20 protein-coding genes and 1 other RNA gene are annotated in these 25,258 nt (G+C 43.7%); 6 read left to right on the top strand and 15 right to left on the bottom strand.

The window, feature by feature from the left end:
• Window positions 1-99: 99 nt before the first annotated feature.
• The 4 genes from HXT56_RS02450 to HXT56_RS02435 all read right to left on the bottom strand — a co-directional run bounded on the left by HXT56_RS02450 (window position 100) and on the right by HXT56_RS02435 (window position 1,024).
• Window positions 100-189, bottom strand: coding sequence for a hypothetical protein (locus HXT56_RS02450; RefSeq protein ID WP_116711688.1), 90 nt, complete (start codon window positions 187-189; stop codon window positions 100-102).
• A gap of 184 nt (window positions 190-373) precedes the next feature.
• Window positions 374-589, bottom strand: a complete 216-nt coding sequence (locus tag HXT56_RS02445) for a DUF3791 domain-containing protein (protein ID WP_119486653.1) — start codon at window positions 587-589, stop codon at window positions 374-376.
• A gap of 14 nt (window positions 590-603) precedes the next feature.
• The gene (locus HXT56_RS02440) at window positions 604-849 is read right to left on the bottom strand and encodes a DUF3791 domain-containing protein (protein ID WP_250309393.1); all 246 of its coding nucleotides are present in this window, start codon (window positions 847-849) and stop codon (window positions 604-606) included.
• Entirely contained in the window at window positions 842-1,024 is a 183-nt protein-coding gene (locus HXT56_RS02435) for a hypothetical protein (RefSeq protein WP_421778356.1), read from the bottom strand. Before HXT56_RS02435 ends, HXT56_RS02440 begins: the two co-directional genes overlap by 8 nt.
• A gap of 308 nt (window positions 1,025-1,332) precedes the next feature.
• Between HXT56_RS02435 and HXT56_RS02430 the strand changes: the two genes are divergently transcribed.
• Window positions 1,333-1,740 (top strand): hypothetical protein, encoded by a 408-nt coding sequence (locus HXT56_RS02430; protein WP_421778355.1) that lies wholly within the window; start codon window positions 1,333-1,335, stop codon window positions 1,738-1,740.
• A 55-nt stretch (window positions 1,741-1,795) separates the two neighbouring features.
• Window positions 1,796-2,905, top strand: coding sequence for a type II TA system antitoxin MqsA family protein (locus HXT56_RS02425; RefSeq protein WP_421778354.1), 1,110 nt, complete (start codon window positions 1,796-1,798; stop codon window positions 2,903-2,905).
• An 89-nt stretch (window positions 2,906-2,994) separates the two neighbouring features.
• On the opposite strand, the gene HXT56_RS02420 is transcribed toward HXT56_RS02425, so the two are convergent.
• The 5 genes from HXT56_RS02420 to HXT56_RS02400 all read right to left on the bottom strand — a co-directional run bounded on the left by HXT56_RS02420 (window position 2,995) and on the right by HXT56_RS02400 (window position 11,859).
• Complete coding sequence (locus HXT56_RS02420) at window positions 2,995-5,445, bottom strand: InlB B-repeat-containing protein (RefSeq protein ID WP_421778353.1); 2,451 nt, start codon at window positions 5,443-5,445, stop codon at window positions 2,995-2,997.
• Between the two features lie 142 nt (window positions 5,446-5,587).
• Window positions 5,588-6,772, bottom strand: a complete 1,185-nt coding sequence (locus HXT56_RS02415) for an MFS transporter (protein ID WP_421778352.1) — start codon at window positions 6,770-6,772, stop codon at window positions 5,588-5,590.
• A gap of 105 nt (window positions 6,773-6,877) precedes the next feature.
• Window positions 6,878-9,289: a DNA gyrase/topoisomerase IV subunit B gene (locus HXT56_RS02410; RefSeq protein ID WP_421778351.1), complete on the bottom strand. Its 2,412-nt coding sequence runs from the start codon at window positions 9,287-9,289 to the stop codon at window positions 6,878-6,880.
• Window positions 9,290-9,413: 124 nt separating this feature from the next.
• Window positions 9,414-10,865, bottom strand: a complete 1,452-nt coding sequence (locus HXT56_RS02405; RefSeq protein WP_250309389.1) for an RNA polymerase sigma factor — start codon at window positions 10,863-10,865, stop codon at window positions 9,414-9,416.
• A 106-nt stretch (window positions 10,866-10,971) separates the two neighbouring features.
• On the bottom strand, window positions 10,972-11,859 hold the full coding sequence (locus tag HXT56_RS02400; RefSeq protein ID WP_421778350.1) for a hypothetical protein: 888 nt from the start codon (window positions 11,857-11,859) through the stop codon (window positions 10,972-10,974).
• A 197-nt stretch (window positions 11,860-12,056) separates the two neighbouring features.
• Here HXT56_RS02400 and HXT56_RS02395 point away from each other — a divergent pair, with 197 nt between their 5' ends.
• Window positions 12,057-13,163 (top strand): polyprenyl synthetase family protein, encoded by a 1,107-nt coding sequence (locus tag HXT56_RS02395; RefSeq protein ID WP_421778349.1) that lies wholly within the window; start codon window positions 12,057-12,059, stop codon window positions 13,161-13,163.
• A 103-nt stretch (window positions 13,164-13,266) separates the two neighbouring features.
• Window positions 13,267-15,639, top strand: a complete 2,373-nt coding sequence (locus HXT56_RS02390; protein WP_421778348.1) for a protein kinase domain-containing protein — start codon at window positions 13,267-13,269, stop codon at window positions 15,637-15,639.
• Between the two features lie 97 nt (window positions 15,640-15,736).
• Here HXT56_RS02390 and HXT56_RS02385 read toward each other — a convergent pair whose 3' ends face one another.
• Window positions 15,737-16,444 (bottom strand): lysophospholipid acyltransferase family protein, encoded by a 708-nt coding sequence (locus HXT56_RS02385; RefSeq protein WP_421778468.1) that lies wholly within the window; start codon window positions 16,442-16,444, stop codon window positions 15,737-15,739.
• An 84-nt stretch (window positions 16,445-16,528) separates the two neighbouring features.
• Here HXT56_RS02385 and HXT56_RS02380 point away from each other — a divergent pair, with 84 nt between their 5' ends.
• Entirely contained in the window at window positions 16,529-17,224 is a 696-nt protein-coding gene (locus HXT56_RS02380) for a hypothetical protein (RefSeq protein ID WP_421778347.1), read from the top strand.
• Window positions 17,225-17,431: 207 nt separating this feature from the next.
• On the opposite strand, the gene secA is transcribed toward HXT56_RS02380, so the two are convergent.
• Both secA and hpf read right to left on the bottom strand, forming a co-directional pair.
• Window positions 17,432-20,224, bottom strand: a complete 2,793-nt coding sequence (secA, locus tag HXT56_RS02375; RefSeq protein WP_421778346.1) for a preprotein translocase subunit SecA — start codon at window positions 20,222-20,224, stop codon at window positions 17,432-17,434.
• A gap of 184 nt (window positions 20,225-20,408) precedes the next feature.
• Complete coding sequence (hpf, locus tag HXT56_RS02370; protein ID WP_116711673.1) at window positions 20,409-21,080, bottom strand: ribosome hibernation-promoting factor, HPF/YfiA family; 672 nt, start codon at window positions 21,078-21,080, stop codon at window positions 20,409-20,411.
• A 214-nt stretch (window positions 21,081-21,294) separates the two neighbouring features.
• Here hpf and rnpB point away from each other — a divergent pair.
• Window positions 21,295-21,668: RNase P RNA component class A (gene rnpB / locus HXT56_RS02365), an RNA gene on the top strand.
• 38 nt (window positions 21,669-21,706) lie between these two features.
• On the opposite strand, the gene HXT56_RS02360 is transcribed toward rnpB, so the two are convergent.
• From HXT56_RS02360 to HXT56_RS02350, 3 genes are all read right to left on the bottom strand, one after another.
• On the bottom strand, window positions 21,707-22,390 hold the full coding sequence (locus tag HXT56_RS02360) for an HAD family hydrolase (protein WP_116711672.1): 684 nt from the start codon (window positions 22,388-22,390) through the stop codon (window positions 21,707-21,709).
• Complete coding sequence (gene recN, locus HXT56_RS02355; protein WP_421778345.1) at window positions 22,377-24,158, bottom strand: DNA repair protein RecN; 1,782 nt, start codon at window positions 24,156-24,158, stop codon at window positions 22,377-22,379. The genes HXT56_RS02360 and recN overlap by 14 nt, the downstream gene beginning before the upstream one ends.
• A 112-nt stretch (window positions 24,159-24,270) precedes the next feature.
• A complete protein-coding gene (locus HXT56_RS02350) occupies window positions 24,271-25,212 on the bottom strand; it encodes an NAD kinase (protein ID WP_116711670.1) in 942 nt (313 codons plus the stop codon).
• Between the last annotated feature and the right edge of the window lie 46 nt (window positions 25,213-25,258).

Below are 25,258 nucleotides of genomic sequence, written 5' to 3'. Positions count from 1 at the left end.
AAATTAAGGCTTCTGACTTTATGCTATAAAACATTTACTCAGAAGCCTTAATTATTAAAACGTAAGCAATTAAAACTACGTATTACTTACAACTTACAACTAGTTTCTGCGCTTGCGTTTAGTCGTTGCCGAAAGCGCTGTAACCCCTGCGAAGAGTGAGGCGATTGCGGCGGCCAAGATGGAAGCCATGGAAGCACCTGTTTGAGGAAGATGCTTAGCCGCATGCTCAGGAGTATGCGAACCCGGCTGCGTTGGCTGAGTAGTCGGTTGCGTAGGTTGCTCAAAAAAACCATGCTATTTCTAAGGCTTTAGCAAAGGGCAGTATTGTAAGGGTGCAAAATTATAACAAAATCAGGTATCTATTTTGGAACAATCAAAGTCGTCCGCATTGCATTTCTTCTAACAGATCTTGCACTAAATATTCATCACTCATGCAATGCATATCCGAAATACCATTACGCATCAAATCGTAAGTAACAGAATGATAAAACACGTCAAGCGCCTGCTCATAACTCAACCCAGCACGCTCAGCAAGAAGACTTACAACCCTCGCATACTTCTTTTGCAACAAAACAGGATTCGCCTTCAAAATCCATCACTCCCCTAAAAACTTGTCACACCTTTTTCGCGCATGAAGGAAATAATGTCATTCGTAATATACTCTTTGCCTTGAGTGTGCAAAACATCATAAGATGGCACAATATAAGACATAAGAATATTACTTTTCTTAGTCAAAGCATCATACGTATCGCGAGGGTTTTGATTAAGCTTCTTAGCAACATTTTCAATACAAAATATTGCAAAATCAAGCTTATCTTTGTCAAAGACCTCTTGCTTATTATCATTCATCTTCAATATCTTTCAACAACTCAGCAAATGAACTGTATGTTTTCACATTAGGATCATATTTCATTTGCTTAGCTTCTTCAAATGCAGCAAGCGTATCAGCATTAGGAATATGATATTTCTTGCAAAGAGCACAATCTGTTGTAGATAGATCAGAAATAGCATCTAAATCAGGCATACAACCCTCCTACTGCAAATATGTGTTACCAGTAAAGACAAAATAGCAATAATAAAAAAATAATACAATATTCAACAGCATAAGCAATACTGTAAATAACCAAATGATGAACATCTTATTTATACTAAATAAAAGTTTTCAATTTACATTTTCTTGAAGATAATCTTAAAGGATAAAAACAAATCAAACAAAAATACTGCACTAATAGATTTTATTCCAAAATCTATATAAAACTATTTATGCATTAATAGATGCATTTTTCTTGATAAATGCACCTATTTTTTGTATCATAAGAGTGGAGGTGGTATATGAACAAGCATTATAATCAGAATTACACAAAAGAAGAAATTTCAGCAATACTTGCAAAGATAAAAGACTGCATAAAAAATGGCCGTTTTACCATCTCATTAAACGACAATCGTCAAGAAAACATAAACTTCATTCGAGAATACAACATACGATCAGATATTCAGAAAGATATACTTCTCAACATAGAAGTGGAAGATTTTTGTCATTCGTTAAAAAACAAAAAAAGAGGCTATGAATATGAAACGCTTTACGTATTCGCACCACGAGTAAAACTATCACACGTAGGTAAATGTGAGATGGTAAACATTTACACGAAGTTTAATATCATTACTATTTCTCAGCAAAATAGAACAGTTGTTATTTCGTTCCATAAAGCAAATAAACAGATAGATTATTTATTTAAATAATCTAATAAACAACTCAAAAATAATAAATCTGCTAATTCTCAATAAAAGGCTCATAATGAAAGATAATAAAACATTTTGCGAAGAATGTAGGAATGATGTTGAGTACTCAGCAAACTCCGTTCCAATGACCGCAACTATTAAAGGAAAACAGTATTCCTACACTGGCACAGAAGCACGCTGCAAAGAATGCGGTTCTGCCGTATATGTACCCGAAATTATAGACACGAATCTTCGAGCATTGTATGACGAATATCGCAAAGAAAACAATATTATTCCGCTTGATGAAATCAACGAAATACCTACTAAATACGCAATAGGTAAGCGCCCACTTTCGCTACTACTTGGCTGGGGCGAACAAACATTTTCTAGATTTGCAGACGGAGACATTCCTTCAAAACAATATTCTGACACTTTGCAACGCATTTATAATGACCCAGAATATTACTTGCAATTGCTAATAAGCAATAAGAATAATCTTAAATCCGCGCTTAGCTATGAGAAAAGCTATAAGGCAACCCAGGAACTATTACTTAAGTCCAACAATGCTTCAAAAAGTAACGATCATATTAGTGCAGATTCAAGTCGAAAAATAAACGATGTAATACAATACTTACTCGTAAAATGTGAGGACATTACTCCTCTAGCCTTGCAAAAATCGTTGTACTACATACAAGGTTTTCACTTTGCCTTCTATAAATCGTTCTTATTTACTGACGATTGTCAGGCTTGGGTTCATGGACCTGTATATAAAGATATCTATTTGCGCTATAAAGACTACACTTTTAGTCCAATCGATTCGCCAGCAACAGAAATATCAGGAATTAAATCATCAGAAAAATTAGCTGATTACAAATACGCTCAAAAAAGCGATATCACACGACTTACAGCAGAACTAACAACTACACTATCTGCTACGGAAAAAGCAGTATGCGATGGTGTGATTGACAATCTTTGCTGCTATAGCGGTAAAGAACTTGAACGATTCACGCACCATGAGGAACCTTGGATACTTACTCGCGGCAATCTAAAAACTGGTGATTCATCAAATAAAATAATCAGCAAAAATATAATCGGCGAATATTTTACGAAAATAAAAGAAAAATACAATATGATAAACCCAGACGACATTCGCCAGTATGCGCAAGACATGTTTTCAAGCAAGTAACACGCTAAATAAGAATTTTCCCCTGCTGGCATAAACACAACAGGGGAAAATTACTAGCAATTGTGCAAAACATTCACAACACACAAAGTCTAGTTTCTGCGCTTGCGTTTAGTCGTTGCCGAAAGCGCTGTAACCCCAGCGAAGAGTGAGGCGATTGCGGCAGCCAGGATGGAAGCCGTGGAAGCGCCTGTTTGAAGAAGATGCTTAGCCGCATGCGCAGGAGTATGCGAAAAAGGCTGAGTCGGCTGCTCAGGCTGCTCTGGGGTTGGTGTTGCGGGAGCAGGAGTTAACTGTGGAACAGGAACCGGCGTCGGCGTTGGAATTGGGGTTAGGGTTGGGATTGGCTCAGTATCCGGCGTTGTATCCGGTGTTGGTATATCATCCCAATCAATATCCGGAATAGGCTCCTCAGGCGTCGGCTGCACTGGTTTCTTCGCAACCGTAACAGTAGCAGACTTCACCACACTAGCCTTACCACTATCAGTAACACTAAACGTAACCTTATACGAACCAACTTTCGTATTATCAAAACCACCATTATCAGTGAGCTTTACCTTACTAGTTAAGTCACCATCCTCCGGGTCAGTTGCAGAAACGATAAGACTATTCAAATCCAACAAGTCGCCTTCAGTGATTGTCTTATCTTGTAAAGTAAGCGTTGGCGCGATATTAAGTTTGGTAAGCAGCACTGGTTTCTTCGCAACCGTAACAGTAGCAGACGCTGTTGCACTAGCACCGCCATTATCCGTTACGCTAAACGTAATCTTATACGAGCCAACTTTCGTATTATCAAAACCACCATTATTAGTGAGTTTTACTTTACTGGTTAAGTCACCATCTTCAGAATCAGTTGCAGACACGATAAGACTATTCAAATCAAACGAATCGCCTTCAGTGATTGTCTTATCTTGTAAAGTAAGCGTTGGCGGATAATTCGTATAAATCGCATACACCGTCATATCGTTTTTTACTGGAGTGCTAGCAAGAAACGCTGAACCCAATCCATCAGCTTTAGTATTCCACCCCATAAAAGAATGCCCATACTTCGAAGGATTAGCAGGCATAGACTGGTCAGTTAAATCATCGCTATCGATCGACTTACCCTCTTGCACTTTTACATGTGCATACTGAGTACCTTCATTCATAAAAGTAACTGTATAACCAGCTTCTTTTTTCCACTTCGGGAACACAACGAAAGTGTGGTTTGTAGTGCAATATTGTGTACCTAGTTTACTTCCAAACGTATTTACACCCTTGCTATCTCTAATCACAGCAAATAAATATGGGTAGTTAGTAGTTTGTTCGTTAAATGGTACATAGTCAACAGTTGTGTTATCTATTATCTTTTTATCGTCATCAAACATACGGTCATATGATGTATATGGACGTTTATTTGTTGCTTTTCTAGCAACATAGAACTGCCAGCCAGCAAACTTGTAACCCACTTTTTTAGGATTAGTTTTCGGGAACTGAATAGCATTATCTCTTACACGAATACGCTCAAAAATATTTTCCTTTGTGTAAGTAAACTTCCAATCGCCATCAGATTGATACTCTTTATTAGCGTTTTGAGGCTGAGTATATGAAAAACACTTAGCTGCTACATCCTCATCCTTGGCATAAACAATTTCCAAGGCGTTCAAACGGAAATATTTGTTTTGAGACTTTTTATCAGACCCTTTAGATGGAGTCCAAGTAAAGTATGTGGCATCGGGATCAAAAGCTTCGTCTTCATTAGTAGAAACATTATTGTACGTCACGTAATACGGGCTTGGAACTGTGCTGTTTACCACTGACACTATGTATGTATGGCTTGAATCATAGCTACCCAAGCTTTTAGTTGCATATGTAGCAGTATTAGGATCATAAGTGCCAGCAGTCGTTGCTACTACCTTGTTATCGGTTATATCTTTTATCTGAAACTGAATTTTCTTAAACGCGTCCTTTACGTCTTGTCTACTTGAGTCTAGCGTAGAGCCAAAGTCCCAATTCTCAAAATTCAATTGACCAAAATCGCTATTTTCTGTAATAAACGCGTTTTTGTTATCGCCGTTCATAGTTTCCCAGCAAAGGCTTACTTTAAGCTCAGTCGTTTGTGTTTGAGGATTTGGCTTATTAGGATCTGGCTTACCGCTAGTAAAAAGCGCTTGATTAAAAATCGTTGGAGAAACTGAGTCTTCCTTACCCTTAGTCTTTGTATCAAGCTTGACATCAGACTTTACACTACTCTCAGTTTCAAGCTTTGGTTCAGTTTTTGTATCAGAATTTGATTTCGAATCCGTTTCAGGTTTTACATTATCTTTGTCAGAAGAATCGGAAGAATCAGAAGACTTTATGGCATTCTTCCCAGAAGCATCTGTTTCTTGAGAATCGCTATTTACAACTGGGGGGGGGGTAGTGACTTTTGCAGTAGAAACACCAGAAATAGTAGGAGTAGAAGCCTCAGCCGCATTCGCACTCTGCGCAACGCAAAAAGCACAAGCAGCTGTAGCAATACTCATCATCGTCGTCGACAAAACAAGCATAGTTCTCTTGTTCATTTTTCCCTCTTTTTAGCAAAAACACAACTCATTCAATAAAAACTTACGCACTCTGCTCTCGCAGCATCGCAAGCAGCGTACATCTATATTGTACAAATAACCTTATATCAATATGATAAATGTGATGTAGCTCACAAACAATCTATGCGCGACTTGCGCACACGCGAAGCAAACGTATGTGCATAAAAGTCATTAATGCCAACAGCACAAGCAGATACGCTGGCAGCAAAGCCATAGATATGTTCTGACCAAGCACACCAAAAATCGCAGGCACAAGCATAGAACCAATGTACGCACTTGCCATTTGCATACCAACAATAGCCTGCGACTTATCTGCACCAAAATATTGCGGGGTTGAGTGAATAATACACGGATATACCGGAGCACAACCGAGACCAATAATCACAAAACCTATAACCAACGCAATGTGATTTGGCAAAGGCAACAACAGCACGGCGATACCAGCAAGAATTACACACTGGCCAATACGAATCATTGTTGCATCATTTAATCGCATAGTTAAAAATCCGCTTATAAAACGACCAACTGTAATGCCAACATAAAACAGGCTCGCCCAACTGGCCGCAACAACACGGTTTACTCCCCCATGTAACACCATGTAACTACTAGCCCACAATCCTGCGGTTTGTTCAAGCGCGCAATAGCAAAAGAACATAATAAGAATGTTCAGCGCTCCAGGGATACGCAAAACTTCTGCATAAGATAAAGTTTTGTAAGATTGCGGCGACGCCTGAATTTTTTCAGACGATTCTTGCGCTTTCTTTCTTCCCCACAATGGCAAACTTGCGAATAAAACAAAAGTTAAAACAATTTGTATGACAGCAATATACTGGTAGCCCGCAGGCCAACGCTGACCGTGCGAAAGCGCAAAACCCATAACGTACGGACCAGTAGATGCGCCAATACCCCACATGCAGTGAAGCCAACTCATATGCCAGCTTTCATAATGCACGGCAACATAATTATTCAATGCAGCATCCACACCACCAGCACCCAAACCGTATGGGATAGCTAGCATAATAAGTACAAGATAATTTGGCGCAAACGAAAAACCGAGCAATGCCAACGCCGTCAGCGCAACCGATACCAAAGTGACTTTTCCTGGACCAAACTTATGCGTAAGCCTATCGGATAGCAATGCAGAAATAATAGTCCCGGCGGAAATAACCATGGAAATGCCGCCAGCCCAAGAAATTTGCGCGCCAATATCGCGGCTCATAGTTGGCCAAGCAGATCCTAAAAGGGCATCAGGCAAGCCTAAGCTAATAAACGAGAGGTAAATAACTGCCAAAAGAAGGTTAATCATAAAATTCCCCAACCTAGTTCTTCATATTTGTAATGCAAACGCCCCTTCAAAGCAACATATTTATATATATAAATATATATGAATATATATGAATATATAGCAGTATCAGGTGTCGATTTTGGAACGATCGAAATCGTCCGCGTTGTCAACAATGAACTGCTTGCGCGGAGGGACGTCATCGCCCATTAGCAAATCGAACACTTCGCTCGCCTGCTGAGCATCCTCCATGCGAATCCTACGAAGCATGCGCGTGCGAGGATCCATGGTGGTGTCCGCAAGCTGATCCGCGTCCATCTCACCCAAGCCCTTGTAACGCTGAATATCGCTGTTAAAATCAATGCCTTTAGCTTGCAAATCATCAAGTTTTCCAGCCAATTCGTCGTCGGAATACGTGTAAATATACTCGCCTTTGCGCCTTCCAGCTAAAGCAATCCTGTGAAGCGGCGGCACTGCAGCATAAACGTGCCCGTGCTCAATAAGCGGACGCATATAACGGTAGAACAGCGTAAGTAGCAGGATACGAATGTGCGCGCCGTCAACATCAGCATCGGTCATCATAACGATTTTGTTGTAGCGAGCCTGCGAAATATCAAAACTTGCTCCTGATCCTGCTCCCACAACTTGAATAATTGCGGCACATTCCTTATTTGACAGCATTTGCGCAAGGCTTGCTTTTTGCACGTTCAAAATCTTGCCGCGAATAGGTAGAAGCGCTTGGAAAGCAGAATTACGAGCCGCTTTTGCGGTACCAAGTGCGGAATCGCCCTCAACGATAAACAGTTCAGCAATATCATCATTCCCAGGCTGACAGTCAGAAAGCTTTGGTGGCATTGAAGCGGACTCTAGAGCATTCTTTCTGCGCGTAACTTCCTTAGTTTTACGCGCCTGAATACGAGCGTGCATTTCGGAAACGATTTTTTCTAGTACGCGTGCGGATTGTTCTTTAAAGCCTCGCTTTGATCCGGTAATCATCTCACTGAACTGAGTATCGGTCATTTTCATAACAATAGGCTTTACTTGCGCGGTTCCAAGTACGTCTTTTGTTTGTCCTTGGAATTGTGGTTCGGCAATGCGTACTGTTACCACGGCTACAAGTCCTGCAAGAATGTCGTCGCGCTCGATTTTGTTATTAGCATCCTTAAGATTCACTTTAAGTTTGCGCGCATTATCTTCTACAGCTTTGCGAATCTGCTTAGTAATTCCTTGCAAAAAGCCGTCGACGTGCATGCCTCCGCCTGGAGTTTCCACTACGTTTACAAAACTTATTACCTTGGAGTCGTATCCGTTTACCCAGCGCAAAGCAATGTCCACTCCGCATTGGCGCGTTACCTGCTGAGCGTGTAATTCTCCTGAAGCGTCTACTGCTTGCGTTTCTTCAACGTACGTATCTTCTCCGGAAATCCGCCAAATATCAGAAACTGCTTGGCCTTTAGACAGAAAATCAACGAAATCTTTAACGCCACCGTTATGCAAAAATTCAGCTACGCGAGGATGATGGTTGTTTTGCATTGTTTTGGCAGTTTCAGCGTTTGCAATAGATTGCGCTGCTGAAGAGTCAAAATCTTCTTCAGTTTCTTCAGATTCTTCAGTTTCGCTAGTTTCTTCAGATTCTTCAGTAGTTTTTTCTATTTCACTAGTTTCATTAGTTTCACTAGTTTCGTCAATTTCAGCAATCTCGTAAGATTTTCCAGATTCTTCAGCACTAATTTCAGCAACGTCAGCTTCGTTAGTATTAACTTCCGCAACAACGTCTTCTGAGGCATCAATCTCCTCAATATCTGCCGTTTCTCCTTCTGGCACATGCTCATCAATAACCGTAATGCGTAAGCCAGGAACCAAAAAACTGGTCTGCCTTACTCTATCGATAAGTTGCTCATAACTAAAATGCGCAGTTGAGTTGAAAATTTCCGGATCCGCCCAATATCGTACGCGAGTTCCCGTAGTTTTTGGCGAAACAGTGCCAATAATTTCCAGCTCAGTCGGCTTATTTTTACGAGTTCGCTTAAAAGGTGATGCAGGAGAAGGATGTGACGGATCTGCGTCAGTGTACACGCCAGGATGTCCTTGGCGGAAAGCCATATGATGCGTTTTACCATCGCGGTCAACTTCGACATCCAAACGCAAACTTAACGCATTAACTACTGAGGAACCAACACCATGCAAACCGCCGGCAGCATTATAAGAAGCGTTACCAAACTTTGCTCCAGCGTGAAGCTTAGTAAGCACAACTTCAACGCCAGTGAGCTTTGTTTTAGGTTCCACGTCTACTGGAATACCGCGACCATTATCCGCAACTTCAATGGATCCATCGTCGTGAAGAGTAACAGTAATGTGATCGCAAGCACCCGCTAAAGCCTCGTCAACAGCGTTATCAATAATCTCCCAGAGACAGTGCATCAAACCTTGGCTGTCGGTGGTACCAATGTACATGCCAGGACGCTTACGCACCGCATCTAAGCCTTCCAACACCGTCAAACTATCGGCATCATACTGCTCTTGCTCTTTACGAGAGACCACTTCTACCCCTCTACCCATTGCACGAACTTACAATCTCAACATACTAATACTAAGCAACAAGTGTCGTATTATCACCCTTACTTGCAGCAATAATACGACACTTGCTATATGACATGCTTTACAATCACTGATCTAAGAAGTCACGCAAAGTCTGTGATCTGGAAGGATGGCGCAGCTTAGACATAGTCTTCGACTCAATCTGACGAATACGCTCACGAGTCACGCCGTACACGCGACCAATATCGTCCAATGTCTTAGGCTGACCATCTTCCAAGCCGTAGCGCATCTTAATAACACCAGCTTCACGAGGTGCTAACGTTTCCAGCACTTGCCTAAACTGCTCTTGCAAAAGTGAGAAGGCCACTGCATCAGACGGTGCAATTGCATCAGTGTCTTCAATCAAATCACCGAATTCAGAGTCGCCATCCTCACCCAAAGGCGTGTGCAAAGAAATCGGCTCACGACCATACTTTTGCACTTCCTGAACCTTTTCTACAGGCATATCAAGCTCGCGTGCAAGCTCATCCGGCGTAGGTTCGCGCCCAAGATCTTGCAGCATTTGACGCTGAACTCTGGAAAGCTTGTTAATAACTTCCACCATGTGCACTGGCACTCGAATCGTACGAGCCTGGTCAGCCATTGCGCGCGTAATAGCTTGGCGAATCCACCATGTTGCGTAAGTGGAGAACTTAAAGCCCTTCTTCCAATCGAACTTTTCTACTGCTCGAATCAGACCAAGGTTACCTTCCTGAATTAAATCAAGGAAAAGCATGCCTCGACCTGTGTAGCGCTTAGCAAGCGAAACCACAAGTCGCAAGTTTGCTTCCAACAGATGATCTTTAGCTTTTTTGCCGTCAGCCGCAGCCCACTTAAGCTCGCGCTTACGCTTAAACTCCATTTGATCAATCTGAGTATCTAACAAATGCTGAGCATATAAGCCAGCCTCAATTCGCTCCGACAAATCCACTTCTTGTTCGGCGTTAAGAAGGCTCACACGACCAATCTGCTTCAAATAATCCTTCACAGGATCCGCCGTAGCGCCGGTTGCAATAACGCGTCGCTTTGGATTGCCAGAAGGCGTGAGATTATCGTCGTCATCATCATCTCGAACAATGAAGGCACCTTTAGCTTGTGGTACTTGCGGAACATCAAGCTTGTGCTCATCGTGATCCTCAGCATCATCAATATCATCTGGTTCTTCGTCGAGATCGTCATCAGACACGTCTACGTCAGTAAGATCATCAACGCCATCGATATCTTCAGGCTGAATGTCATCTAAATCATCAAGATTAATTTGATCTTCATCGTCAAGATGCGGTTCGTCATCTAGCTCGTCATCGAAGGAAGAATGTGAATCTTCTAATTCGTCACTCTCTATAAGCTCGTCTTGCAACGCATCTTGAGTATCAGTCTGATTTTCTTCCGCACGCTTTGTGCGAGAAGAGCGAGATTTGCTAGCAGATGACGAAGTGCGTGCACTACTTTTGCGCGTAGCACTAGCCTTACGCGTTGTTGCAGGTTTACTATTTTCTTGCGCTTCATACTCATCAGCTGTTGATTCAACTTCGCTCGCCAAACTGTTCCTCCTGTAGTATTCCCTCGCAGTGCTTTCTGGGCATAGTTCAAGCAAGGGCAAGTTTTACCATAAGTAGTAAACCATCTTAGCAAGACGATTATTCCCCTCACTCTTCTTGCGGCGTGGCGTGACTATCAAGCCATGCTGGTTCAATACCGTGTTCGATAGCTGAATTTACAATTTTCGCCATAGAACAGTCAGGATCAATCTGTAAAGCGCGATTAGCGTAGTGAGCTACGTCGCCAAGTCTAAACCACCAACTGATATACGCAATTAGTGCATATACTTGCACTGTCAATTCAGGAATCTCTTGCACAATAATTGCCATTGCTTCCAATAATTTTCGTGCTTTAACAGCCCTACTAATTTTAGGCGTTTCATTCTGAGCAAATTTAGCTTCCAAAAAATGGCGCAAGTTCAACGACATTTCTGGCACATGCGGCAACCAAGCGAGATCAGAGAGCATTTCACCTCCGTACCACTCATCATTTTCGTCCAAAATAGCAACCAGTATTGCATCGCGAACGTTAATGTTGTGGAACATAGCTAGAGGAATCATGATGAAATCAGAACCTGCTAAGTCCGTGTCGTTAGAAGCCATACTAAACCAACGGTTCACTGCACGATAGGTAAAGCGTTGCACAGTGTACTGTTTACCGTATTGTGCCACTCCTTCAATAAATCCCTTGGCAGCAATACTGACCCAATACTGCAAACCTTGAATCCAAGCAGACTCATCCTTACAATGTTTCACAACATAGTTAGTTGGAATAGACATAAAATAGCAACATTCTTTTGACGGATATATTTTCCCGTTAATATCCGCAATTTCTCTTCCAGCCAAGGATTCAACATCTTCAATCCCTACGATACTGTCGAAATCGCCAGCAGTAGTGGCACTTGGACCATAAATTTCTGTAAGACTGTGAATATCAAAGTCGTCAATGCAGCTATGAACAGCCTTTTTATCTAGTTCAATATCAACCGTTGCCATATCTACCTCTCCTTAATGTGTGCAATAAATGTACGGCATATAATGTGTCAAGATTCACAAAGCGGAACTTGATAATCCAAGTCTCTCAAGTGCACGACTAATCCTCAACGAATAGCGACCTTTGGAGTGCAAAGTTATCTCACCCCTAGAAAATATTGTGTTTTATAATGTTCAGCCCTGTGGATAACTTTCATAGTATGAGCACATTAACGGATTATCATTGCACGCTTAACGATATTGAATCGCGTATTCGTACGCTGATTTTGCAACAATTTTCTACAACAGCAGCAAGCAATCTTTCCTCAACGTGTGCAACGACATTACAGAAAGTAGTTGAGCAAGCAATTATGTCAAGCGAAGGCGGCAAACGACTTCGAGCTTTGCTTCTTCTTTCAACATTCCAAGCAGTAAGCGGTGACACTGACACAAACGAGATTCAACAGCAAGCAATATTTGACGTTGCTTGCGCTTTAGAAGTTTTCCAAACTGCTGCCCTTATTCACGACGACATTATTGACGAATCCGCATTGCGACGCGGCAAGCCGAGCGCGTATTGTGCACTAAGCAGTGCATACAACGATCAGCATATCGGCACAGGACTCGGGCTTATGCTTGGCGATTTACTTGCTACAGCAAGTTTTGTTATTACAAACGCAGCTTCGCAACACTTTGTTTATAGCAAAGAAATTTTAGAAGCTTTTGCAGATATGCAAAAAAACGTTGGTGTCGGCCAAGTATTGGATTTGTCTATTGAAATGATGCAATTAGATAATCCTAAGCAACTTGCTGAATCGTCACTTAACGTATTTCGTTGGAAAACAGCAAGCTACACTACTGTCGCCCCTCTTACTCTTGGTTTTCTCGCTGGTCATATCCCCCCTCAAGAAGCATACGAACTCGCGCAACGCATAGGCGATCCATTAGGAATAGCATTCCAAATTGCCGACGATTTAATCGATATTGTTTCTGACAGTAAGCACACAGGGAAACCTATCGGCGGAGATATTCGCGAAGGTAAACGCGCAGTACTTCTCGCCGACGCACTGCAATACGGAAGTGCAACTGAACAAAGTGTGCTACGCAAAGCCTATACAGGCGCTTCCAGAAGCGACGATGACGTAAAACAAATCATCCAAATTTACTATACTTCAGGCGCAATTGACCGCTCAAAACAAAGAATAATGGAGCTTTGGAACCAATCGCAGCAGGCTATTGAAACAAGCAAACTTAGCGATAACGCAAAAACTATATTGCATACTATAAGCGAACGTTTCATACCAGAAGCATGGCGCAATGTACAATAGTGCTAGAGTAACACTGTAAAGGAACCTTCGTTACCATGCTGACGGTACAATCGTAAATAATAAGCAGTAATATGAGGTTTTTACGCGTGTAAGGATTGTGACAATGACTGAAGCAACGCAGGTACAACCTGGCATGTGCATTGAAAATCGCTATCGCATTGTGCGTAAAATCGCTGAAGGTGGTATGGCTACCGTCTACCAAGCGCAAGATGAGCGTTTAAGTCGACCAGTAGCAATCAAAATAATGCACACTCAGCTTGCTCAAGGAGTGCATCGGCAACAGTTCATTGCAAGATTCCGCAGGGAAGCAACTTCTGCAGCAGCAATCGCAAACCCACATATTGTGCAAGTGTACGACACCGGCGAATATGACGGTCTCGACTACCTCGTTATGGAGTACGTACACGGCGTAAATTTGCGCTACGAAATGAATATGCAAGGTACTTTCAGCGTAAAAGACACGCTTCGTCTACTCGCTGAAACCTTAGACGGTCTTGCTTCAGCGCACCAAGCAGGGGTTGTGCACCGCGATATTAAGCCTGAAAATATTTTAATTAACAGCCGCGGGCATGTGCAAATCACTGATTTTGGTTTAGCTCGTGCTATCTCGCAAGCAACACTGTCTTCTACCGGTCTACTCCTTGGAACAGCTGCTTATCTTGCTCCTGAACTTATTGAGCACAATCTTGCAACTCCACAAGGCGACTTATATTCTGCAGGAATGATGGCTTGGGAAATGCTAGCTGGACGCGTGCCATTCACTGCTGATAACCCAGTTACACTCGTGTTTAAGCATGTTCACGAAAATACGCCTTCTATTAGTACAGTATGTTCCGGTATCAGCGAAAAAGTTGCACATTTTATTGCAAAACTAACGGCACGAGATACGAACGAACGTCCAAAAGATGCTAGTGAAGCTCTAGCACAGTTGCGTAGTCTTTCCACTCAATTAAGCGCTGAAGATTGGCAATATAAGTATGTGGAGCCTCAGGGGCCTGAAGATGCAGATTTTGTTGAATCAGACTCCCCACTTAACAAACTGTATACAACTCCAGCAGATAATCTTTCTCCCCTCAATGAGGATGACGGCTTGTTGCAAAAAACAGCGCAGCAAGAAACAGCAACTGACGACTTAGACGCTACTCGCGCAATCGCTATGCCGGATACTCACGCTGCACGCAATCAGGATGGTGCTTATGCTGCTGACACTCCAGAAATTGCGCAACCATTCGCCAGCACTCCTACCATCGCTACTGATACCAAAATCACAGCTCTTTCCCCGCAAGATGCGGATTCATACTCTACTAAACTGATGGCTTGGGATGATCCGAGCAACGAAGCATATAATCCTCACAACGATCCTTTAGAAGCTTTTGATGACAGCAATCTTCCCACCGTTGCGTTGGATGCTCGCAATCTTAACCACAATAAGAAAACTGCTCCGGCTACGATTTCTCCAGAAGCATCACCTCATACTCGTGAATCGTCGTCTCGCAAAGGTGCTCGCAATAAATTATTTATTATTACTGGAAGTATTACTGTTGCAGCCCTTGCGGTAATTGGCATTGGCGGCTATTGGTATTTCTTTGGTCCGGGAAGCTACTGGTCACTTCCTAAGCCGGAAGATCTTCACTGCATAAATCAGTCGTGCAAAGTAACCGATGTTGACTGGCAGCGTTATGAAAGCACGCTGAAAGTGGCCGGTATTCCATACACTGTAAGCAAGGATTATAGCGATACCGTTACTGCAGGAAAAGTGTTAGCTACCGAACCTGACGTAGTAGGCGGTCATATTAGCAAGCATAATAACGGGCGACTCCGAGTTATACTTTCGCTTGGCATTCGTAAAGCTACTATTCCTGAGGATATTACTAACCCACACAGTGCTCACGGAAAGAAGCCGTTGCAGGCGCTGCGTAAGGCAGGATTTAATCATATTATTCACCGCTCATCTTTGGACGTGTATTCTATTGACGTACCAGCCGGCAGTGTTATCGATATTAGTCCTAAACCTGGCACGCGCATGAATTATAACAGCGAAGTAAGTGTGCTGCTTTCTAAAGGCCCTATGCCGGTAAAAATGCCAGATATTATTAATCACACTAAGGATGAAGCAGACGCGGCGTTAAACGATGCTAAATTAAACGTCACCTACGAAGAAGAAAATAGTGACACCGTACCAAAAGGTAAAATTATAAGCGCTTCTGTTGAAACTGGATCAGCAATGCACTGGGGCGACAGCATTAAAGTTACGGTTTCACGAGGGCCTAAAACCGTTATTTTGCCTAATGTTTGTGGCAAGAATACTACTGAAGCCCGTAGCGTTATCGAAGCGTTAGGACTACAAGTAAAAGTTTCCGCTCCTCTTGGCGACTACATGCACGTTGTGCGATTCCAGTCACCTGGAGCGGGTAATGAAGTCCCACTTAAGGATGCGCAAGGCCGCCCAACAGTAATTACACTCACTGTAATTTGATTTAGCACATTAGCAAGCGGCCTAAACGATAAGCGCAGCCTCACGGTAACGAACGGGCTCGGCAGCTACTACAAATACACTACTTGTACGGAATACGCTACTTGGCGCTTTCTTGCGCTGCCCGCAATTCTCGCATGCGTTGCTTCACTGTTTGCGCATACTCATCAACGTATTCTTGTCCGCTCATGCGAGCAATAGCTTGAGTTACTTGGTCAGTGATTTCACGTAACCGTTCATGCGTAATCTCGTCGGAATTATTGACGCGCTCTACAGCAATTGGCTTACCATATATTGCCTTTGTTTTTCCCTTCATTGGGACAATCGTACCTTGAGGTTGCAGTTCACGCGTGCCAATAATAGCAACAGGCACAATCGGGCATCCTGTTTCTAACGCAAGACGAGCTGCACCGGTGTGACCACGATACAAACGACCGTCAGGGCTTCTCGTGCCTTCGATATGAATACCAAAAAGTTGCCCTTTTTCCAAAATTTCTTTTGCGTGATTCAACGCTCCCAAGGACTTAGAACCACCAGAACGGTCAACAGGAAATACTCCAACGGAAGTAAACCACCACTTTTTGAAACGTCCCTTTAATCCTTTGCCTTCAAAATATTCGGCTTTGCCCATGAAATGAATCATGCGAGGACAAGTTAAAGGCAGCAAAGCATCATCGATAACAGCAAGATGATTTGCAGCAATAATTGCACCACCATTCTTCGGAATATTCTCAACACCTTGAGCTGACGGATGAATCCTCATACGGGCTATACCCCCAAGCCCTTTCACGAAGAACCAGTACAACATATCGTATCCTTTCTTCATCTGCATCCGTACTGCTGCACTGCGCAAAACGCGTGGGAATCAGGCTGACTTGATACAGTATAAATCATGACATCTTCTAAGAATACCAATGACCCTCGCCGTGAGGATACTGAGCGCAACAATTCTGCTGACGACAATATTCCTGCTGACAACAGTTCCGCTAATATATACAAAGATTGGTCGTCTTTTGTAGAAGAGCACGCAGACGATTTGAATGAAGTTGCACGTTCAAAAAGTGCGCAAAGCTTTGAGAAGCATGCGCAGCGAAAAGCAAAAAAGTTAGAGCATAGTATTCGCTTGAACGAGATTGCAAAATCTTCTGCAGATAAAACAGATACGAATAAGACAAATAAAACAAATAAGTTTTCTCTTAGCAACTTAAGTAGTAAAAAATCTTATATTATTCCTCAAAGAATGCAGGATCCGCACGTGCGTTTTACTAATCCTGGCGGGCCTCGCGACAATACGCGTAGCAGTTGGCTTGATTTGGACAAAACAATGGAAGATTATGGCGACGATTTCGTACCGCCAAATCCACAATTTGAGAACATTTCGTGGGTAACAGTTGTTTTGTGGGTGTTATTAATTGCTGGTATTGCAGGCATCCTTTCTTTGGCTTTCTTACCTGGATTTGCAAGCACTATAGGTATCGCTAGTGCTATTTTCGTTCTTGTCGGAGGCGCAGGATTGCTGCTTACTCACAAAAAACATTCTCCTTCCAAAGAGGATTATAATGATTACGGTGAAGGCGCAAGAGTATAGAAGTTGCTTTTCGCTAATATTTCACAGAAATAATTGGTAATGCAGGTAACAAGCGTAAATAATTTGATAACTATTTAGTAATTATTTAGCAACTATTTAACAAAAGGGCTGATATGCGCAAAACATACCAGCCCTTTACTATATAAAAAATTGCGTGATCCTGGAGAAGAGAAGGACCACGCAAAATCTTATTTACTGTTTTTACTTTTACTCAGCTTCGTTGCCAGCTTCATTCTGACCGTGGCAAAGCTTGTACTTGCGACCAGAACCGCATGGGCACTCATCATTCTTGTTGGTGCCTGGGAACGTACGGCCGTCAGCCCACGGAGTCTTCCACTCTTCGGCCTTTGGACGCATGCTCAATGGAACTTCACCCTCAGCATGGCTCAAAGGAGCTGGACCAACGATTCCGCTTGGCTGATCTTCTGTATCAACCTCGGCAGAAACCTGAGCAATATCAGCGTCAACCTCAGCGTCAGAATTATCATCCGTAGAAGCAACCTGATCAATATCAATATGGAACAGCAGCTGGATGCTTTCTTCCTTGATCGCCTCAATCATGGAATTGTACATCTGGTAGCCTTCGCGCTGATACTCAACCAAAGGATCACGCTGACCCATACCGCGCAGACCAATACCATCCTTCAAGTAATCCATCTCGTAGAGATGTTCACGCCACTTGCGATCGAGCACAGCCAAGACGACACGACGCTCGAGCTGACGCAACGCATCACTACCGATACGAGACTCAAAGAGAACATAGAAAACAGTGGCACTTTCGACAATCAAATCACGCAAAGCAACAACGGCTTTGTCTCCCTTGAGCTTGTCAATCGTCTCATGAACTTCATCCCAATCAAGAATTACAGGCATAACAGCATCAAGAGCCTTAGACAATCCCTGCAAATCCCAATTCTTTGGCTTATCAGAGCCGTTCATAGCGCCACGCACGTAACTTTCTGCAGTGTCTCTAATGAACTTCAAAATATCATCGTGAATATCTTCACCCTTAAGCACCATCTGACGTTCAGCATAAATAACAGTACGCTGCTTATTCATAACATCGTCATACTTCAAAACGTTCTTACGCATCTCAAAGTTACGAGCTTCAACAGTTTTCTGAGCAGTACGCACGCCATTAGAAACATACTTAGATTCGATTGGCTCGCCTTCCGGCAAGCCCTTCGCCATAACACGCGCAACAAGCTGCGTGTTAAACAGACGCATCAAATCATCTTCCAAGCTCAAGTAGAAGCGCGACTCGCCAGGATCACCCTGACGGCCAGAACGACCACGCAACTGATTATCAATACGGCGAGATTCGTGACGTTCAGTACCGAGCACATACAAGCCACCAAGCTTCTTAACTTCTTCATGCTCGTCCTTAACCTGCTCCTTAACCTCAGCTAAGGTGCCTGGCCAGCGCTTCTCGTACTCGTCAGGAGTATCGTCTGGAGAATAGCCATCAGCCTTCAACTTAGCATCTGCAAGGAACTCAACATTACCGCCGAGCATAATATCAGTACCACGGCCTGCCATGTTAGTAGCAACAGTGACAGCACCCTTACGGCCTGCAACAGCAACAACGGCAGCTTCCTTAGCATTCTGCTTAGCATTCAACACCTGGTGAGGAATACGAGCGACGTCGAGCAGAGAGGAAAGAATCTCCGAAGATTCGACAGAAGCCGTACCAAGCAATACTGGCTGACCCTTAGCATGGCGTGCAGCAACATCGCGCACAATAGCAGTAAGCTTTTCTTTCTTCGTGCGGAAGATCAAATCATCCTTATCCATACGAATAACAGGACGGTTTGAAGGAATTGGAAGCACGCCTAACTTGTAGGTGCCCATGAACTCTGCAGCTTCAGTTTCAGCAGTACCAGTCATGCCAGCAAGCTTGTCGTACATACGGAAGTAATTCTGAAGAGTAATCGTTGCGAAAGTCTGATTTTCTGCCTTAACTTCCACATTCTCTTTAGCTTCTATTGCCTGATGCAAACCTTCGCTGTAACGACGTCCTGGAAGCACACGACCAGTGTGCTCGTCAACGATTAACACCTCGCCGTTAGTAACAACATAGTCACGATCAAGAAGGAAGAGTTCCTTAGCTTTCAAAGCATTGTTCAAATAACCAATAAGTGCCGTATTCGTAGGCTCATAGAGATTATCGATGCCCAAGTAATCTTCAATCTTAGCGATACCAGCGTCGAGAATACCAGCAGTTTTCTTCTTTTCGTCAATCTCGTAATCAACGTCACGAGTAAGTTTCAATACGAGCTTGGCAAACTCACGATACCAACGAGTGACGTCTCCCTCAGCTGGACCAGAAATAATAAGCGGCGTACGAGCCTCATCGATGAGAATGGAATCAACCTCATCGACAATAGCGTAATGGTGTCCGCGCTGAACAAGATCAGCCTTTTCCCAAGCCATATTATCGCGCAAATAGTCGAAGCCAAATTCGTTATTAGTACCGTACGTGATGTCCGCATTGTACTGCTTACGACGCTCCGGAGGCTGTTGATCAGTAATAATGCAGCCAACGCTCATGCCGAGGAATCGGTAAATACGTCCCATCAATTCACTCTGGTAACTTGCAAGGTAATCGTTCACAGTAACAACGTGCACGCCCTTACCTTCCAAAGCATTCAAGTAGCTTGGCAATGTTGCGACAAGTGTCTTACCTTCACCAGTTTTCATTTCTGCGATATTGCCCCAATGCAATGCCGCGCCACCCATAAGCTGCACGTCGAAGTGGCGTTGGCCAAGCGTACGCTTTGAAACTTCACGAACTGTAGCAAAGGCTTCAGGCATTAAATCATCAAGTTTCGCACCATTGTCTAACTTCTGCTTGAACTTAGCTGTTTGGCCTTTCAGCTCTTCATCGGAAAGCGCAGAAATTTCATCTTCTAACGCATTCACAGCCTTGGCTACGTTCTCAAGGCGCTTCAATTGACGGCCTTCACCCATACGCAAGGCTTTATCGACGATATCTACCACGTTTTGCTCCCTTAGGTCATGTCTATGAAGACGGCCTAGCCAACATAGACGTAAACTGTGCCTATATTACGCGACGGCTGCGATTTTTGTAAGCTAGCGAGTCTGAAAACCCGTAAAAAATGCCCGTCCAACACTGTGTCAGACGGGCATATCCACTCGCACAAGCGATTTATCTAGGCTTTATTTACTTTTGTCGAGCAACATTCTCAGGCGTATCAATCTCAAATACGCCGTAGCTCCAGCCGTGCCTACGATAGACAACCGATGGTCGCATAGTCTCCTTGTTAACGAACAGGAAGAAATCGTGACCAATAAGTTCCATTTCGTACAAAGCCTCGTCAATGCTCATAGGCTCCGCAATATGAAGCTTACGACGAATCACAATAGGAGTGCTTCCAACGCTCACTTCTACAGACTCACCAGGGCCTAAATCAGAAGCAACAGCAGCATCAGCACTATTCAATTCGTCTTCTTGAGGCTCCTCAACAGTAGTTTCAACTTCAGGCACTGCAACACCCATATCCACAGGAACCATATCCGTGTAGCCACGACGGTGATCCTTACGACGGTCACGGGTACGACGCAAACGAAGCGTCAACTTATCGAGCGCCATATCTAAAGCGCTAAATTGATCAGTGCTCGAAGCTTCAGCACGAATCACTGTGCTGCCTGCAACAACAGTAATTTCAACTCGCTTTGCAGTGTCAGCCTGCCGCGGATTACCTTCAGAATTAAGCACAATCTGTACACGCTGCGCATCAGGCGCAATGGCGGTCACACGATTCATCTTACTTTCTACAACGTCACGGAACCTTTGATTAATTTGCGTATGACGACCAGTAATGACGATTTCCATGCGAAACCTCCCCGAATAGATTCGAACCTTAAGTTCGATTTGTATACACACCGACTGCCACGATGCCGTCGGTTCTTCTATTATATCCGTTTAATCAATAAGAACCTAGGCAAGTTGCAAAATTTAGAGAAAAAATTCGGAAATTTTGTAATATTTTCCGCAAAATAACTAACTTTTTTACGTAACGAAAAGTATCTGCTATAATCAGGAAGGTTGAGGTTTCACGATGGCCGCGGTCACAATGTTCATTCGGAGTGACTGAGGAACTTCCGGGCTCCACAGAGCACAATGGCGGATAACGTCCGCCCAGGGCGACCTGAGAGATAGCGCAGCAGAGAACAGACCGCCTAAATGTTTCGTTTAGGTAAGGGTGAAACGGCGGTGTAAGAGACCACCGGGCTTCTGGTAACAGTAAGCCGCATGGCAAGCCTCATTGGGAGCAAGGTCAAGCAGAAGACGTTTAAGGGCTGCTCGCCCAAGTCTTCGGGTAGACTGCTAGAGTTTGGCGGCAACGTCAAATCGAGATGGATGGCCATCCGTGTGCACTTGTGCGCACGACAAAACCCGGGGTATGTGAAACCTCATCAACTCAACCTCTCAAGAACAAATAATAAGCAGCCAATACATTACTTCGCTGTCGAAGTAGCAATCTTTGGCGCGTCTGCGAAATCTGAAAACACCGCAACGCATTTACTAAACGGAGAATCCGCAGCGATTTCAGCGTGAATATCATCCACCACTCCATACGTTTGCATTCCCGCTAACTGAGCTGAACGTAAAGCGGTAGGCGAATCCTCAAATACTGCGCAATCTTCAGGATTAATTTTAAGATTATTTGCGATGTCGAGATAAGTTTTAGGACTATTCTTTCCAGCTTCGGATAAATCTTCCCCAAATTGAAGAAAATCAAAGCAATCTAATAAACCAAATCTTTCTAAAGCAGGCACACATAAACGTTTAGAAAGAGTAGTAATCAGAAGCAACGTTATTTTTTTAGAACGCAAGTATTGAACGTAATCGTACGCTCCCTTTAGAAGAGGAAGATGATTAGCATACTCGTCAAACGCCATATCTGACCATTCTTGCATCAAATCTTCCGGAGAATCCGTAAAACAATAATTTTTAATAACATAATCCGCAATTTGGCGAGGATTCATCATCGCTGTAGTATCGGCGAAAATATCTGGGACGTTCATACCCCGCTTAGCAAAACTACGCTTGTCAATATCATCCCAAACTCCAAGCGAATCAATAAGAGTTCCGTCAAAATCAAAAATTGCTGCACGAATCATAGAACTATTTTTCAACATTATCGACCATTTTCCTGCTTGTTGCCAACAATTCGCGAGCATGCTCCAGTGAAGTTTGCGATTCACTACCAGCAAGCATACGAGCAATCTCCTGCTCACGCGCCACACCTTCAAGTTTTGTAACCGTAGTGTCAGCATATTGCGACTGAGCATCGTCAGAAGATGCCGTTACAGTTTTTTGCACAGCAAACTGAGCATTAGCAAAAGAAGCAACCTGAGCCAAATGTGTTACTACAATAACTTGAGCGTGTTGAGCAAGTTGAGCCAAACGTTTGCCAAGTTCTACAGCAGCTACACCGCCGACACCAGCATCAACTTCATCAAAAATAAACGTCATCATCGATTCGTCATTATCACTGAGTTGAGCAACAACAAGCTCCATGGCAAGCATAAGTCGGCTCAATTCGCCTCCGGAAGCGCTCTTCCCTATTGGCAAATCGTCGGATGCGGGAAAAGGTCGGAACAAAAACTCAACATCATCGATTCCGTGAGAATCAAGCACATCCGAATCCTGCGCATCTTCATTTCGAGGATTTACGCGTACGTTGAGCTGCGCTCCAGACATAGCCAAGGATTTTAACTCCGCCGTAACTTCACTGCTAAGCTTTTCAGCTGCTTGCACGCGCGTTTTAGATAATTCCTTAGCAAGGGTGAGAGCCTCACGATAGTGCTTGTTGCAAGCGGCGCGAGCACGCTCTATAGCTTCTGGAGAATCGTCCAAATCCTCAAGTTCAAACTGCGCTTTTTCAGCCCAGTCTAAAACGTCGTCAAGTGTAGGCCCCCAGCGGCGAGTGAGTTCAGTAAGATCATGAATACGCGAATTTAACGCGTCTAAATCCTCATCACTGCCGTCAACGTCTAACATGCGAGCAAGCTGCATAACAATATCGCTAAGCTGAGCGTGCAAATCGTCGAGCTGATGAGCCAGAGTATCACAGTCGTCATCAACATGTAGTGTCCGTAGCGCTTGTGCGGCCTTGTCTATAAGCATGCAAGCATCAGCAGATTCAACTGAGGACTCGTAGTCAATTTGGCTGGCGTCAAGAGCGGCAAGTGCCGTACTCACTGCGCGAATAATATGTGCCGCATTTTCTATACGATTTCGTTTCGTTTTCAGCGTCTCGTCTTCGTTAGGCTGCGGATTTACTGCGCGGATGCGAGTTATTGATTCTCGAAGATAATCCGCACGTTGGCGGGAAGACGCAGCCTGATTTTCAAGACGATCGAGAGTATGTTGAGCATCCTTCCAATTTTTATAAGCCTGATCGTATTCGTAACGTAGGTTGCTATTGCGCGCCACAGTATCGAGCAGTTCGCGCTGCTTTGCAGATGTTGCTATACGTAACTGGTCGCTTTGGCCGTGAATAGTTATAATATGCGAGCATACTGTTTCCAACAAAGTTTTTGGAGCTCCGTAACCAGAAAGCGTAGCTCTAGAACGCCCTGACTGCGGAACTGTTCTAGCAACGTACATATCTTGCTTACTGTCGTCATTTTCTGAAGTTTCTAGCTCAATTCCGGCTTCGCGTATGATATTCGCAACTTCACACGATTTTTCCACACTAAATACGCCTTGAACCCACGCTTCTTGCGCTTTTGGCGACACTCGCGCGACTTCTGCTTTTGCGCCAGAAATAAGTTTAATTGCGCTTAAGAGCATGGATTTACCCGCGCCTGTTTCGCCAGTAATTGCAGTCATTGCTGCGCATGGCGTAATAAGTGCGTGAGAAATTGGACCGAGATTGCGTATTTCTAATTCTTCCAGCACGTTACACCTCTTTTGTTACTGCCCGTTTGTTGCCGTTACTTTTACTTGTTTCCTACTTGCTTATTTATACGTATTTTTTATTTTATTTTTATTTTATTTTTGATTATTTCGTTTATTTTTGATTATTTTCGTCCGTTGCCACAGTGCTGTTATGTTCACGCCAGCTTACAACCGGTAAGTCAAATTTGGTAACTAAACGTCTAGTAAAAGGTGCTCCGGAAAGTCGCGCTAATAACAATTCGTCTTTAGATTGTCGAACTTGTATGCGTGAACCTTGTGGCAGCGCGCGCTGTCTACGCCCATCGCAACAAATCCAACCTCCCGAAGAAGAATCTTCAAGGATATCAATCGTAAAAGTAGAGCCAGAACCGATAATCAGCGGCCTAGCAAACAGGGCATGCGCAGCTAACGGCACTAATTGCAATGCCTCCACGTTCGGCCACATAATAGAGCCTCCAGCAGAAAATGCGTAAGCCGTGGAACCAGTAGGTGTCGAAACAATAACTCCATCGCAACCAAACGAGGACATTTCCACGTCGTCAACGCGGATAGAAAGCTCCACCATGCGGCCGCGATCAGCTCGATCAAGCGTAATATCATTAAGCGCCCAATCACTTAACGGTTCACTTTCCCCCGGAAGCCACACGTCAACGTGAGCCTCCATTCTATGCTCCAAAAAATAGTCCTTCTGCGCAATCCTGCGAATAGCCTCATCAATTTGGAAACTTTCAAACTCTGCTAAAAATCCGACGTGACCAAGATTTATGCCAATAATTGGCACAGGTGCACAATGAACCAGTTCAGCAGCTTGAAGCATGGTACCGTCCCCGCCAAGTACCACAACAATTTCAGTATGCTCGTCAACGAGCTGAGCAGTATGTTGCGCAAAATCAGACACCGCAGCACTATGGAACACATCGACTTGAAAACCAGCATCACGCAGCTGAGTAGTGACCTGATTCACTACCGTACTGCGACTATCAAGTCTCGCATGTGTCACTACTAGTGCGCGGCGACTCCCAGGAGCAGCACAACTTACTAAACGTTCCGGCATTAACAGACCCTTCGTACTGTCACAACATAACACACACTATTGTAAT

The sequence above is a fragment of the Gardnerella nova genome, assembly GCF_049244055.1.
Taxonomy (GTDB): domain Bacteria; phylum Actinomycetota; class Actinomycetes; order Actinomycetales; family Bifidobacteriaceae; genus Bifidobacterium; species Bifidobacterium vaginale_H.
The sequence above is the reverse complement of the archived record's forward strand: the minus strand, read 5'-3'. Positions and strand labels throughout refer to the sequence as shown.